The organism is Actinomycetospora sp. CA-053990, assembly GCF_050948445.1.
Lineage (GTDB): Bacteria > Actinomycetota > Actinomycetes > Mycobacteriales > Pseudonocardiaceae > Actinomycetospora > Actinomycetospora callitridis.
Window position 1 is genome coordinate 1,952,874 of record NZ_CP192043.1, and the last position, 13,935, is coordinate 1,966,808.

Genomic DNA, 13,935 nt, shown 5'->3' on the forward strand with positions numbered 1-13,935 from the left:
CTCATGCGCAGCACGTCTCGGATCGTCGCCGGAGCACTCGCCACCGTCTCGGCGGGCGGTGCCCTCCTCGGGCTCGCCGGCACGGCCGTCGCCTCGCCCGTCCCGGGCGTCCCGGTGACCACCGCCGAGCAGTGCACGGGCGGCGGCGGGGAGCTCACCGGGGGTGGCCTGACCTGCACCGGCGGCGGCGACACGGGCGACGTGGTGGTCAGCGAGGCCGCGGCGGGCGCGATGCGTCAGGCGCTGCCCGAGGAGGTCGCCGACCCGGCCCTCACGGCCGTCGGACGGCGCTGACCAGCAGGTCCAGCGAGGTGGCGACGTCGTCGGCGCGCAGCTCGAAGTCCCCGGCCGTCACCGCGGCGACGTCGGCGGCGAGCTGATCCGGCCACGGTGCCCCGGAGAGCGCGAGCGCGATCTGCGCGTCGATGAGCGAGCCGCCGTGGCGCGCGTCGAGCGTCCGTAGTGCCGGGCCGTGGTGCAGGCCGGTCAGTGACTCCACGACCAGGCCGGCGTCCGCGACGAGCCCGGCGAGCTCGGGGCCGGTCAGCTCGCGGGTGTGGAACGGGTTGAGCGGACGGTCGTCGGGCCCGGCGCCGGGGGAGAAGGTCAGCCGGTTCGGGGTCGCGCAGAAGAGCCGCCCCCCGGGGCGCAGGACGCGCGCGCACTCGGCGAGGAAGCCCGGCTGGTCCCACAGGTGCTCGATCACCTGCAGCGTCACCAGCGCGTCGACCGTCCCGTCGGCCACCGGCAGGGCCTGCAGGTCGGCGCGCGTCACGCCCACGGCCGGGTAGCGCGCGGCGACGTGGGCGGCGACGGCCGCCTCCAGCTCGACACCGACCACCCGGCGGGCCGACGAGGCCAGCAGCGCCGCCCCGTACCCCTCGCCGACCCCGGCGTCGAGCACCACCGCCCCGGCGCACGCGGGCGCCAGCGCCAGGTAGACGGCCTCGTGGCGCCGGAACCAGTAGTTCTCGACGTCGAGCCCCGGCACCGTGCGCTCGCCGGTGAGGGGGAGGGCCGGCTCCCGCGCGAGATCGCTCATCGCGTCACAGTGTCCGACTCCGCCGTCCGGCCCCACCCCTCAGGGTCGGGACAGGCGGAGCAGCGCGACGCCGAGCACGACCCAGGTGACCCCCCAGATCGCGATGGCGCCGAAGTGCGGGAGGTCGCCGAGGGCCGCGCCGACGGGGATGGTCGCGATCGGCCACACCCCGGTGGCGAGGGTCGCCCACCCGGGCAGGCCGGCCGGGCCGCGGACCATGCCGATCGCCGCGACGATCAGGCTCACCGCGGCGAGCACCATGAAGACGCTGAACAGCAGGATCGCGGTCTCGGCGTCGACAAGGGCGTAAGCGTGGGCGAGGCCGAAGAGCGTCATCGCCACGGCCGCCACGACCAGCGCGACGATGACCGCACCCGAGGCTCCGACCGACCTGGCCCGGCGCTGCAGTCCGACGAGGCCGGCGGCGAACAGGAGCGCGGCCGGGACGACCGTCGCGAACCACACGGCCCCCACGGCCGACGGGGAGAGCGCCCCGATCACCCCGAGGACGGTGACGACGAGGCCCCCCAGGACGGTGACGGCGCCGTACGGACGGACGTCGCTGGCGGGGTGGATCAGGGTGTCGGTCATGACGGCTCCCGGGGTCGCGGTGGATGCGTCACCGAGCGTCGAGGGGGGCTCGTCCCGCGGGGCAGAGCCGGAACGCCCGGGTGCTGCCCGCCGGGACGGGAGGAAGTACCCGGCCCCGCCGGGCGATTCGACCGCAGACAAGCGCCCGCTCGGGTCGCAGGATGGGCGCATGGCCGACCGGGGGGACGCGGGCGGTGTCGGCGGCGACGTCGCTGGTGGGGACCGGCCGCCGTGGCCGGCCGTCGCCCTCGTCGTCCTGGCGGCCGCCGAGACGGTGGCCACGGTCGTCGGGGTGCTCGTCACCGGTGTGACCTTCGCGGCGGCCCGGGACAGCTTCCTCATCAGCAACGCCACCATCGGCACCGTCTGCGCTCTCTGCGGCGGGCTCATCGCCGTCCACCGCCCGCGCAACGCCCTCGGCTGGCTGCTGCTCGGCGTCGCCGTCGCCCAGACGGCGACCGCCGCGATCACGCCGTGGATCATTCACGCCGTCGTCACCGGCGACGCCACGGCGGTGACGTGGACGGCGACCGTGTACTCGGCGGCCTGGCCGTGGGCGGTCGGGCTGTTCCTGCCCCTCGCGGTGCTCGTCTTCCCCGACGGGCGGTTCCCGTGGCGAGCGCGCTGGCCGCTCGGGCTGATCGTCGCCAACGGCGTCCTCCAGGTCCTGACCTTCAGCGCCGATCCGTACCCGCTCGCGCCGGTCGCCGGCTTCGCGCCGGGCGAGGTGTCGCCGGCGTGGTCGCTGATCGCCGTCCCGGGCCTGGACACGAGCCCGCTGGGCGCGATCACGAACATCCTGCTCGCCGCGACCTACCTCGCGGGCGTCGTCACCCTGGTCCTGCGCTACCGCCGGGGCAATGAGCGCACGCGGCGACAGGTGCTCTGGCCGCTGCTCGGCGCGGTCACCACCGTGGTGACGGTGGCCGGGACGAGGGCCGTCTGGTCCGTGGCGCGCCCCGGCACCGGCTTCCCGGTCATCGCCACCCTCGCCGTGGCGCTGATCCCGGTGGCGATCACGATCGCGGTGCTGCGCCACCAGCTCCTCGACATCCGCCTGCTGTGGTCGCGAGCCGTCACCTACCTCGTGCTGACGCTGGCGCTGGTCGCTACGTACGCCGCGGTGGTCGATCTCGTGAGCGGGCTCGCCGGGCCGGCCTCGTCGATCGCCGCGACGGTCGTCGTCGCGGCGGCGTTCAACCCGATCCGCGTCCGTCTCCAGCGCCTCGTCGACGGCCTGCTCTACGGCGACCGGGGCGACCCGGTCCGCGCCGTCTCGTCCGTGACCGAGCAGCTGGCCACCGGGGCGGACCGGCCCCCTGACCTGCTGCCCGCGGTGTGCCAGGCGCTGAAGCTCCCGTGGGCCGCGCTCGTGGTGGCCGGCGAGCGGGTCGGCGAGGTCGGCGCGCGACCCCCGTCCACCGAGACCTTCCCGCTCCGCCACGCGGGACGGACGGTGGGGGAGCTACGGGTGGGGGTCCGCTCGGGGCAGGCACGCCTCGGCTCGTCGGACCGGGCGGTGCTCGAGCTCATGGCGCTCCCGATCGGGGTGGCCCTGCACGCCGAGACGCTGTCCGATGCGGTGCGCCGGTCCCGCCAGGAGATCGTGGCCGCGCGGGAGGAGGAACGGCGCCGCCTGCGCCGCGACCTGCACGACGGGCTCGCCTCGGTCCTCACCGGCGTGGCGTTCCAGGCGGATGCTGTGGTCACGCTGGCCGACGGGAACCGTGACGCCCGCCTGCGCATCGCCGCGCTCGGGGAGGACATCCATGCCGGCGTGACGGGCGCGCTCGCCGACGTCCGCCGCCTGATCAACGAGCTGCACCCGACGGCACTGCACGAGCTCGGCCTCGTCGAGGCGGTGCGCCGGCACGCGCGACGCCTCACGCGCGACGAGCCGGCGCCGCTGGCGTTCGCGCTCCCGGACGAGGCCGCCGACGACGTCGGCGAGCTCCCTGCCGCCGTGGAGGTGGCCGCCTACCGGATCCTGGTCGAGGCCCTCACCAACGTCGCCCGGCACGCCGGGGCGACCCACGCCGAGGTCGAGATCCGTCGCTGCGAGGCCGACCTCGTCGTCGGCGTGCAGGACGACGGTCCGGGCGGCGGCCCGACGTGGTGCGCCGGCGTGGGCCTGCGGTCGATGGTCGAGCGAGCCGAGGAGCTCGGAGGCTCGGTCAGCGCGGCGCCGACACCCGCCGGCGGACGTGTCCGCGCGCGCCTCCCGCTGGTGGCGCGATGACCGCCGGTGCGGTCCGCGTCGTCCTCGCCGACGACCACCCGATCATCCGCGACGGACTCGCCGCACTGCTGGCGGCGGTGGAGGGTATCGAGGTGATCGGCACCGCCGAGACCGGCGACGGGGCGGTGCGGGAGGCGGTGAGTCTGCACCCGGACGTGCTGGTGGTCGACCTGCACATGCCCGGCGGCCTCGACGGGGTGGAGGCGACACGGCAGGTCCGGGCGGCGGCACCCGACGTCGGGATCCTCGTGCTCACGATGCTCGACGATGACGAGTCCGTGCGCGCCGCGATCCACGCCGGCGCGGCCGGCTACGTCCTCAAGGGCGACTCGCGCCAGCAGATCGTCCGCGCCATCCACGCCGTCGCCGGCGGGGCGACGATCCTCGGCTCGGGCGTGACGCACCGGGCGCTCAAGGCCCCGGGTGAGCACCGGCCGTTCGCCGACCTCACGGCCCGCGAGCGCCAGGTCCTCGACCTGCTCGCCGTCGGCACCTCGACGGCCGCGATCGCCGCGCGGCTCGGCGTCGCCACCAAGACGGTCACGAACAACCTCTCGACGATCTTTGCGAAGCTCGGAGTGACCAGCCGCACCGAAGCTGCCCTGCTCGCCCGCGACCACGGTCTCGGCCGGCGCTGACCGGGTACCTCCCCGCGACGTCCCCGTCAGGAAGGTCCGAGACCCATGACCGCCAGCACGACCCCGCCGCTCACCCAGCAGCTGGCCCGGTGGGGGTGGGGCGCCGGCCTCATCCTCGCCGGCACCGGCCACCTCACGTTCGTCCGCGAGGAGTTCCGGTCGCAGGTCCCGCCCTGGGTGCCGATCGACGCCGACGACGTGGTGCTGCTGAGCGGCGCGGTGGAGATCTCGCTCGGTCTCGGCCTGCTGGCCCTGCCGAAGGAGCGCCGGCGGATGTCGGCGCTCGCGACCGCGTTCCTCGTCGCCGTCTTCCCCGGCAACATCGCGCAGTACCGCCAGCAGGTCGACGGCCTCGGGCTCGACACCGACCGCAAGCGGCTCGTGCGCCTGCTCATCGAGCCGGCCCTCTGGGCGACGGCGCTGCACGCCGGTGGCCTGCTCCCGGGTGTGCGCCACCGCTGACCCCGGCTCCGCCGCGCGCCTCCTCCGGGACGCCCCACCGCACCACGCGAACGGCCCACCGCACGCTGCCGTCGAGGACGAAACGTCACGAGGTGTCATCACCGGTTTCGATGCGTCACTCCGGCGAGGTCCCCTCGTTGAGTGGTGGTCGTCACCGCACGGGCCGGATCGGGCTCGCTCGGGAGCGACGGGGGGACGTCGCCGGGAGAAGGCGGCCGGGGCGTCCCGCTCCCCAGAGAAGCAGCGTCCCGAGGAGTCTCATGTTCAAGAAGATGGGTGTCGTCACCGTCGGTGTCGCGGCCGGCCTCATGGTGGCCGCCCCGTTCGCGTCGGCCACCGAGTGCCACGACGACTCCGAGCACCACTCGAGCCACGAGCGCAGCGACGACAACGACTGCAACGTCACGGGCGGCAGCGCCACGGCCAACGGCGGCATCGACGGCGACTCGGCGCTGGGCAACGTCCTCGCCCAGGCGCCCGTCGGCGGCGCCAACCTCGGCAACGTCGCCTGCAACCGGATCCTCAACGACAACCTCAGCGGCAACAACATCGCCATCAGCGTGCTCTGACGAGCTCCCGCGAGGTCCACGACGGGCCCGGCCCCTCTGATCGGGGGGCCGGGCCCGTCGCGTTCCGCGACCGGCGCTGACCCGGAGCCGGCCCGCGTCTACAACACCCCGTGAGCGTGCGACTACGCGATGTGGGAGGACTGACACCGTCGTCGCCCCCTTCGTCCAGTTAGGTTAGGGTTTCCTAACGGTCTGGTGTCGACGCCGGGGAGAACGATGAATCGCGAACCGGGATCTCCCGTGGATGTCGTGGACATCCTCGGGGTGGGGTTCGGGCCCTCGAACCTCGCGCTGGCCCTGGCGGTGCAGGAGCACAACGAGCGCGCGCCCGGCTCGTCGCGGATCCGCGCGTCGTTCGTCGAGCAGCAGGCCGCGTTCGGCTGGCACCGCGGGATGCTCCTCGACGGGGCCACCATGCAGGTGTCGTTCCTCAAGGACCTCGTGACGATGCGGGACCCGACGAGCCCACGCTCGTACCTGAACTACCTGCAGGGCCAGGGCCGGCTGGCCGACTTCATCAACAACAAGTCGCTGTTCCCCTCGCGGGTCGAGTTCCACGACTACCTCGAGTGGTGCGCCGCGGACGTCCGCCACCTCGTCTCGTACGGGACGCGGGCGGTCGCGGTGCACCCCGTCACCGGGTCCGACGGCGAGATCGACCAGATCGACGTCGTCCTGCGCGACGCCCAGGGAGACGGCGCCGGCTCCCGCGTCGTGCGCACCCGCAACCTCGTGGTCGCCACCGGCCTGGTGCCGTGGCTGCCCGAGGGCGTCCAGCGCGGCCGGAGGATCTGGCACAACAGCGAGCTGCTCTCCCGCCTGGGCGAGCTCCCGCCCGCCGGTCCGCGGCGCCGCCGCTACGTCGTCATCGGGGCGGGCCAGAGCGCGGCCGAGACGACGGCGCACCTGCACGACCGCGAGGACGCGGCCGAGGTGCACTCCGTGTTCTCCCGCTACGGCTACAGCCCGGCCGACGACACGTCGTTCGCCAACCGCATCTTCGATCCCGAGGCGGTCGACCACTTCTTCGCGGCCTCCGGCGAGGTCAAGCAGATGCTGCTCGACTACCACGCCAACACGAACTACTCGGTGGTCGACCCGGAGCTGATCGCCGAGCTCTACCGGCGCGCCTACCAGGAGCAGGTCCGCGGGCCGCGCCGCCTGCACGTCCACGGGGCGTCACGGGTGTCGAGCGTGCGCTCCCCGGACCCCGACGTCGACGGCGCCGGGCCGGGCGCGGGTGCCGACGGTCCGGACATCGAGGTCGACGTCGAGGTCCTGACCACGGGTCACCACCACACGATCACCGCCGACGTCGTCGTCTACGCCACCGGCTACCGGCCGATCGACCCGAGCGGGCTGCTCGGCGACGTCGGGGCCTGGTGCCGGCGGGCCGAGGACGGCGAGCTGCTGGTCGACCGCGACTACCGGCTGCACACCGTCGAGCCGCTCACGGCCGGCGTCTACCTGCAGGGACCCACCGAGCACACCCACGGCATCAGCTCCACGCTGCTCTCGACGACGGCCGTACGGGCGGGCGAGATCCTCGACTCGGTGCTCGGGCACCGGCGTCCGGAGCCCGACCTGCCGGTCGCCCACGAGAGCGGCGAGCCCGCCACCGTCGGCCGGCGGTGGGGCGACCCGGGGGTGGTGACGTCGTGACCGCCCTGGTGACGGGCGCCGCCGGCGGCATCGGGCTCGCGGTGTGCCGGCGCCTCGCCGACGCGGGCGCGTCGGTCGCCCTGCTCGACCGCGACGCCGAGGCCGTCGAGGCGGCCGCCGCGACGGTGCGCGAGCACGGCGGCACCGCGATCGCGGTGCCCGCCGACGTCACCGACGCCGCCGCCGTCGAGAAGGCGGTCGAGGCCGCCGAGGAGGCGCTCGGGCCGCTGGACACGCTGGTCAACGTCGCCGGCGTGCTGCACGTCGGCCGGGTCACCGAGCTCGACGACGCCGACTGGCGGCACTGCCTCGACGTCAACGCCACCGGCGTCATGCACGCCTGCCGGGCCGTCGGCGCGCGGCTCGCCGAGCGCGGACGCGGGTCCGTCGTCACCGTCGCGTCCAACGCCGCGGGCGTCCCCCGGACGGGGATGGCCGCGTACGCCGCGTCGAAGGCGGCCGCCGTGGCCCTCACCCGCGTCCTGGGCCTCGAGCTCGCCGGGCAGGGGGTGCGCGCCAACGTCGTGTGCCCGGGGTCGACCGACACCGGGATGCTCGAGGCGATGGGCGACCTGCCCGCCGACCACGCCGCCCTCGTCCGCGGCTCGGCCGAGACGTTCAAGCTCGGCATCCCGCTCGGGCGGATCGCCGACCCGCAGGACGTGGCCGAGGTCGTCGCGTTCCTCGCCTCCGACGCCGCCCGTCACGTCACCCTCCAGACCGTCTACGTCGACGGCGGGGCCTCCCTCGGGCCCTGAGCCGATCTCTCCACCACCTCCACCGCTGCCGTCCCCGCACGCCCGACCACAGCCCTCGGCCCGCATCGTGAGAGGACCCCGATGACCCGCACCCCGACCAGCGCCGGTCCGGAGATCGAGCCCGCGGGGGAGGACGTGTCGGTGGACGTCCCGCCCGGCCCAGGTTCCGGTCCGGGGGCCTTCCTCTTCTCCACCCGGGAGGTGACGCTGCGGACCACCGGGGTGCGGACCCGCGTCCCGGACGCCTCGCCGGGCTCGGTCGGCGCGATGGCCGCGGCGACGCTCGCGGCCGAGCGCGCGGCCGGGAACCCCGACCCGCTGGTGGTCGGGGCGGTCGGGTTCGCGCCCGGCGAGGCCCGCCTCGTGGTCCCGGGGCACGTCCACCGCACGCCGACCATCGCGCGTCAGGAGGGTGACGCCCCGCCCGCGCCGCCGCTCGACGCGCCGCCCTCGGCGCCCGCGTCGGTGGGCACCCGGTGGGACTTCCGTGCCGAGCCGCCGCCGCCGCGGTACGCGGCCGCCGTGCGCCGCGCGCTGGAGATGATCGCCGAGGGCGAGCTGGAGAAGGTCGTGCTCGCCCGCGCGGCGACGCTGACCGCGCCCGCGCCCCTCGACCTGGCCGTGATCCTCGAGCGTCTCGCCGCCCGCAACCCCACGGGGTACGTGTTCGCCGCGGACGTCACCGACCCGGACAAAGACGCCGCCGAGGGCCCCGTCACCCGCACCCTCGTCGGCAACAGTCCGGAGCTGCTCGCGGCCCGGCGCGGCGACCTCGTCGTGTCCCATCCGCTCGCCGGCACGGCCCCCCGCAGCCCCGACCCCGACGAGGACGCGCGCCGCGGCGAGGAGCTCGCGTCGTCCGCCAAGGACCTGCGCGAGCACGCGCTCGTCGTCGACCGGGTCGCCGAGCGACTCGCGCCCTACTGCACGTCGCTGGAGGTCCCCACCACCCCGAGCGTCACCCGGACCGCGTCCCTCTGGCACCTCGGCACCCGCATCGAGGGCACGCTGCGCGACCCCGCGCCGACCTCGCTGCAGCTCGCCGAGGCGCTGCACCCCACCCCCGCGGTGTGCGGGGAGCCGACGGACGCCGCCCGCGCGGCCATCGAGGAGCTCGAGGAGTTCCCCCGCGGCTTCTACTCCGGCCTCGTCGGCTGGTGCGACGCCGACGGCGACGGCGAGTGGGCGGTCACGATCCGCTGCGCCGAGGTCGCCGGGCGCGCGGTGCGCGTCTACGCGGGGGCCGGGGTCGTCGAGGGCTCCCGTCCCGAGGCGGAGCTGGCGGAGACGAGCGCCAAGTTCCGCACGCTGCTCTCGGCGCTCGGGCTGGAGGCGACGCCGTGACGACCACCGCCCGCCCCGTGGAGGAGGGCGTCGTCCCGTACCCGCCGGAGGTCGCCGAGCACTACCGGGCCGCGGGCTACTGGACCGGCCAGACCTTCTCCGGCCTGCTCGACGCCGCCGTCGGCGCGCACGGCCCGCGCACGGCCGTCGTGGGCACCGGTCCGTCGGGACCGCAGCGCTGGACCTACGACGAGCTCGACGCCCGCGCCCGCGGGCTGGCCGCCGGGCTGGCCGAGCTCGGCGTGGCCCCGGGCGACCGCGTCGTCGTGTGGCTGCCGAACGTGCCCGAGTACCTCGAGGTCGTCTTCGCGCTGTTCCGCCTGGGCGCCCTGCCGGTGTTCGCGCTGCCCGCGCACCGCGCCAGCGAGATCCGCTACTTCGCCGAGCACGCCGAGGCGACGGCGATCGTCACCGTCGGCCGGCACGACCGCTTCGACCACGCCGCGGCGGCGCTCGAGGTGGCCGCGACCGTCGACGCCGTGCGCCACGTGGTGGTCGCCGCGCCCTCCGCCGGCGAACTGCCGTCCGGCGTCGTCACCCTCGGCTCGCTGCGCCGCACCCCGCCCGGTGCCCTGCCCGGCGACGACGCCGACCCGTCGTCGATCGCGTTCCTGCAGCTCTCGGGCGGGACGACGGGCCTGCCCAAGCTGATCCCGCGCACCCACGACGACTACCTCTACAGCGTCCGGGCCAGCGCGGAGATCTGCGGGCTGACGCCGGACACCGTGTACCTCGCGGCCCTGCCCGCGTCGCACAACTTCACGATGAGCTCGCCGGGCCTGCTCGGCGTGGTCCACGCCGGCGGCACCGCGGTGCTGGCGCCCTCGCCGGACGCCGACACGTGCTTCGGGCTCATCGAGGCCGAGGGCGTCACGCTGGCCGCCGTCGTGCCGCCGTTGGCGGCGGCGTGGGTGCAGGCCGCCTCGTCGACCGCGCGGGACCTCTCCAGCCTCCAGGAGCTGCAGGTCGGCGGGGCCAAGTGCGCCGCGGAGCTCGCGCGCAGGATCGGGCCGGTGCTGGGGGCCCGCCTGCAGCAGGTCTTCGGGATGGCCGAGGGGCTGGTCAACTACACCCGCGCCGACGACCCGGACGACGTCGTCGTCGAGACCCAGGGCCGCCCGATCTCCCAGGACGACGAGGTCCGCGTGGTCGTGCCCGACGACCCCGAGGAGCGCGACGTCGCCCCGGGCGAGGTGGGCGCGCTGCTGACGCGCGGGCCGTACACGATCCGCGGCTACTACCGCGCGGAGGAGCACAACGCGACCGCGTTCACCGCCGACGGCTTCTACCGCACCGGCGACCTTGTCCGGCTCGACCCGGGCGGGAACATCATCGTCTCGGGCCGCGTGAAGGAGCAGATCAACCGCGGCGGCGAGAAGATCGCGGCCGAGGAGGTGGAGAACCACCTGCTCGCCCACCCGGACGTCGTCGACGCCGCCATCGTCGGCGTGCCGGACGACTTCCTCGGCGAGCGCACCCACGCCTACGTCATCCCGGTGCCCGACCGGGAGCCCCCGCGCCCCGCGGCGCTGCGCCGCTTCGTGCGCGACCGCGGCGTGGCCGCCTACAAGGTGCCCGACACCGTCGAGGTGGTCGACGCCTTCCCCGCGACCGGCGTGGGCAAGACCAGCCGCCGGGCGCTGCGGGCCGCGCTGGCCGACCACGCGCGCCGCCCGACATCCGGAGCCCCCGACCCCGACGAGGAGAGCCCGTCGTGAGCCTGCCGACCATCGCGCCCTACGCCCTTCCGCAGGCCCACGAGCTGCCGGCGAGCCGCCCGGACTGGGCGCCCGACCCCACGCGGGCGGTCCTGCTCGTCCACGACATGCAGCGCTACTTCGTGGCCCCGTTCTCCCGCACCGAGGAGCCGGTGAGCCGCTGCGTCGAGAACATCGCCGCGCTCGCGGCCCGCGCCCGGGTCCTCGGCGTCCCGGTCGTCTACACCGCGCAGCCCGGCGAGCAGCCCCCCGCGGAGCGCGGTCTGCTCGACGACTTCTGGGGCCGCGGCCCGGCCGCCGCCTACGTCGAGGACCCCGGCGTGGTGGCGATCCTCGACGAGCTCGCGCCCGAGCCCGGCGACGAGGTGCTGACCAAGTGGCGCTACAGCGCCTTCCAGCGCAGCAACCTCGCCGAGCTGCTCGCCGCCGCGGGCCGCGACCAGCTGCTGATCACGGGCATCTACGCCCACATCGGCTGCATGGTGACCGCCGTCGAGGCGTTCATGCGCGACGTGCAGCCGTTCCTCGTGGCCGACGCGACGGCCGACTTCTCGCGCGCCCACCACGAGCAGGCGATCACCTGGACCGCGCAGCGCTGCGGGGTCGTCACCTCGACCGACCGGGTGCTCGACGCGCTGGGGTGCGGGCCCGACGTCGTGGCGGCGACGGGTGCCGAGCGGGAGGCGCCGGCGTGACGCTGCCGGACGCCGACACCACCGGCGCCCGGCGCACCGCTCCCGCGCACCCTGCCGCCGCCCGGCGGACCAGCACCCGCGCGGGCGGACTGGTCCTCGCGACCGTCCTGCTGCTGGCAGCCCTGGTGGCGAGCCTCGTCGTCGGCAGCCGGGGCATCCCGCCCGCCGCCGTGCTCGAGGCGCTCCTGCACGGGCCCGCCTCGCCCACCGACACCGACGCCGTCATCGTCCTCGACCAGCGGCTGCCGCGGACCCTGCTCGGGCTGGCCGTGGGCGTCGCCCTGGGCGCGGCCGGCGCGCTCATGCAGGCGCTCACCCGCAACCCGCTGGCCGACCCGGGGGTGCTGGGCATCAACTGGGGCGCCTCGGCGGCGATCGTCGGCGGCATCGTGCTGTTCGGCATCACCACGCTCGACGGCTACGTCTGGTTCTCGCTCGCCGGTGCGGCCGCCGTCGCCGTCCTCGTCTACCTGCTCGGGGCGACGGGACGCAGCGGCGCCACCCCGGTGCGCCTCGCGCTCGCCGGGACCGCGGTCGGCGCCTCGCTGCAGGGCGTCATCTACGCGGTGGCCCTGGTGGACCCCACGACGTTCGACCAGTTCCGGGTGTGGCGCGTCGGGTCCCTCACCGGCCGGGACCCCGGCGCGCTGCTGCAGGTGCTGCCGTTCCTCGCCGTCGGGGCGCTGCTCGCGCTGGCGCTCTCGCGCGCGCTCAACGCGCTGGCGCTGGGGGAGACGACCGCCCGCGCCCTCGGCGTCCCCGTGACCCGCGTCCGGGCGCTGACCGGCGTCGGGATCGTGCTGCTCTGCGGCGGCGCGACCGCGGCCTGCGGGCCGATCGCGTTCGTCGGGCTCGCGGTGCCGCACCTCGCGCGCGGGATCACCGGACCCGACCAGCGCTGGGTCGTGCCCTGGTCGATGGTGCTCGGCGGGCTCCTCGTGGTGGGCGCCGACGTCGTGGGCCGCGTGGTCGTGATCCCGGCCGAGCTCGAGGTCGGGGTCGTGACCGCGTTCGTCGGCGCGCCCGTCTTCCTCGCGATCGCCCGCCGGCGGCGGGTGGTGGAGCTGTGACCGCCACCCCGTACCGCGTCCCGGTGCTCCGGGCGGGCGGCCTGTCGGTCCGGGTCCGGCCCCGCGCCGTCGCCGCCACCCTCGGCCTGCTCGCGGCCGCCGTGGTCCTCGGCGCGCTGGCGATGACGCTCGGGGACTACCAGCTCTCGGTCGGTCAGGTGGTCGGCGCGCTGACCGGCACCGGCTCGCGCGCCCAGCAGTACGTGGTGGTCGACCTGCGCGCGCCCCGGGTGGTGCTCGCGCTCGTCGTGGGCGCGGCGCTCGGGGTGGCCGGGGCACTGTTCCAGTCGCTGGCGCGCAACGACCTCGCGAGCCCGGACCTGCTCGGCTTCACCACCGGCGCGGCGTCGGGCGCCCTCATCGCGATCCTGCTGGCGGGCGGCGGCTCCGCGGGCACGACCGCGGGCGCGCTGATCGGCACCGTCGTCACGATGCTCGCGGTCCAGGCGCTGCTGGGCGGGGCCACCGGCGGCTACCGCCTCGTGCTCGTCGGCATCGGCGTCAACGCGGTGCTCGCCGCGCTCAACAACGTCCTCATCCTGCGCGCCGACCTGCCGGCCGCGGTTGCCGCGCAGAGCTGGCTCGTCGGCACCCTCAACGGGCGCGGCTGGACCGAGGTGCTCGCCACCGCGATCGCGCTGGCCGTCCTCGTGCCCGTCGCGGTGGGCGTGAGCGGGCGCCTCGACCTCCTCGGGATGGGCGACCTGCTCGCCCGCGGGGTGGGCGTGACCGTCGGGCGCACGCGGGTGGTGACGCTGCTGGCCGGCGTCGCGCTCGTCGGGGTGGCGACGGCCGCCGTCGGTCCCGTCGCGTTCGTGGCGCTGGCGGCCCCGCAGCTCGCCCGCAGGCTCGCCGGGACCACGGGGCCGACCGTGATCGCGGCCGGACTGATGGGCGGGGTCCTGCTGCTCGCCGGCGATGTGCTCGGCCAGCGGCTCGTCGCGCCGCTGCAGGTCCCGGCGGGGGCGATGACCGCGGCGATCGGCGGGCTCTACCTCGTGTGGTTGCTCGCCCGCGAGTGGCGGGCGGGCCGATGAGGAGTGCCGATGAGGAGTGCCGGACGACGGCGCCGTCGTCCTCGGCGACCGGTCGCTCCTGGCCCGCTGCCTGCTCGCCCCGGCGGCCCGCCGCCGTGCCCACCCCCTGA

14 protein-coding genes are annotated in these 13,935 nt (G+C 75.8%); 12 read left to right on the forward strand and 2 right to left on the reverse strand.

What is annotated here, in order from left to right; genetic code table 11:
- Nucleotides 1-3: 3 nt before the first annotated feature.
- A complete protein-coding gene (locus ACQPYN_RS09955) occupies nt 4-294 on the forward strand; it encodes a hypothetical protein (RefSeq protein WP_433036378.1) in 291 nt (96 codons plus the stop codon).
- Here ACQPYN_RS09955 and ACQPYN_RS09960 read toward each other — a convergent pair.
- Nucleotides 272-1,042 (reverse strand): class I SAM-dependent methyltransferase, encoded by a 771-nt coding sequence (locus ACQPYN_RS09960; protein WP_433036380.1) that lies wholly within the window; start codon nt 1,040-1,042, stop codon nt 272-274. The genes ACQPYN_RS09955 and ACQPYN_RS09960 overlap by 23 nt on opposite strands.
- Before the next feature lie 39 nt (nt 1,043-1,081).
- The gene (locus tag ACQPYN_RS09965) at nt 1,082-1,633 is read right to left on the reverse strand and encodes a hypothetical protein (protein ID WP_433036382.1); all 552 of its coding nucleotides are present in this window, start codon (nt 1,631-1,633) and stop codon (nt 1,082-1,084) included.
- Between the two features lie 169 nt (nt 1,634-1,802).
- Between ACQPYN_RS09965 and ACQPYN_RS09970 the strand changes: the two genes are divergently transcribed.
- From ACQPYN_RS09970 to ACQPYN_RS10020, 11 genes are all read left to right on the forward strand, one after another.
- A complete protein-coding gene (locus ACQPYN_RS09970) occupies nt 1,803-3,872 on the forward strand; it encodes a sensor histidine kinase (protein ID WP_433036384.1) in 2,070 nt (689 codons plus the stop codon).
- Complete coding sequence (locus ACQPYN_RS09975) at nt 3,869-4,510, forward strand: response regulator (protein WP_433036386.1); 642 nt, start codon at nt 3,869-3,871, stop codon at nt 4,508-4,510. Before ACQPYN_RS09970 ends, ACQPYN_RS09975 begins: the two co-directional genes overlap by 4 nt.
- A 45-nt stretch (nt 4,511-4,555) precedes the next feature.
- Nucleotides 4,556-4,972, forward strand: a complete 417-nt coding sequence (locus ACQPYN_RS09980; RefSeq protein ID WP_433036388.1) for a DoxX family protein — start codon at nt 4,556-4,558, stop codon at nt 4,970-4,972.
- Nucleotides 4,973-5,232: 260 nt separating this feature from the next.
- Nucleotides 5,233-5,541, forward strand: coding sequence for a hypothetical protein (locus tag ACQPYN_RS09985; protein WP_433036390.1), 309 nt, complete (start codon nt 5,233-5,235; stop codon nt 5,539-5,541).
- Between the two features lie 216 nt (nt 5,542-5,757).
- On the forward strand, nt 5,758-7,203 hold the full coding sequence (locus ACQPYN_RS09990) for a lysine N(6)-hydroxylase/L-ornithine N(5)-oxygenase family protein (RefSeq protein ID WP_433036392.1): 1,446 nt from the start codon (nt 5,758-5,760) through the stop codon (nt 7,201-7,203).
- Nucleotides 7,200-7,961, forward strand: a complete 762-nt coding sequence (locus tag ACQPYN_RS09995; protein WP_433036394.1) for an SDR family oxidoreductase — start codon at nt 7,200-7,202, stop codon at nt 7,959-7,961. Before ACQPYN_RS09990 ends, ACQPYN_RS09995 begins: the two co-directional genes overlap by 4 nt.
- Before the next feature lie 81 nt (nt 7,962-8,042).
- The gene (locus tag ACQPYN_RS10000) at nt 8,043-9,305 is read left to right on the forward strand and encodes an isochorismate synthase (protein WP_433036396.1); all 1,263 of its coding nucleotides are present in this window, start codon (nt 8,043-8,045) and stop codon (nt 9,303-9,305) included.
- Nucleotides 9,302-11,023: a (2,3-dihydroxybenzoyl)adenylate synthase gene (locus tag ACQPYN_RS10005; RefSeq protein WP_433036398.1), complete on the forward strand. Its 1,722-nt coding sequence runs from the start codon at nt 9,302-9,304 to the stop codon at nt 11,021-11,023. Before ACQPYN_RS10000 ends, ACQPYN_RS10005 begins: the two co-directional genes overlap by 4 nt.
- Nucleotides 11,020-11,718, forward strand: a complete 699-nt coding sequence (locus tag ACQPYN_RS10010; RefSeq protein WP_433036400.1) for an isochorismatase family protein — start codon at nt 11,020-11,022, stop codon at nt 11,716-11,718. The genes ACQPYN_RS10005 and ACQPYN_RS10010 overlap by 4 nt, the downstream gene beginning before the upstream one ends.
- Entirely contained in the window at nt 11,715-12,788 is a 1,074-nt protein-coding gene (locus ACQPYN_RS10015) for a FecCD family ABC transporter permease (RefSeq protein ID WP_433036402.1), read from the forward strand. Before ACQPYN_RS10010 ends, ACQPYN_RS10015 begins: the two co-directional genes overlap by 4 nt.
- Nucleotides 12,785-13,825: a FecCD family ABC transporter permease gene (locus ACQPYN_RS10020; RefSeq protein WP_433036404.1), complete on the forward strand. Its 1,041-nt coding sequence runs from the start codon at nt 12,785-12,787 to the stop codon at nt 13,823-13,825. Before ACQPYN_RS10015 ends, ACQPYN_RS10020 begins: the two co-directional genes overlap by 4 nt.
- Nucleotides 13,826-13,935: the final 110 nt, after the last annotated feature.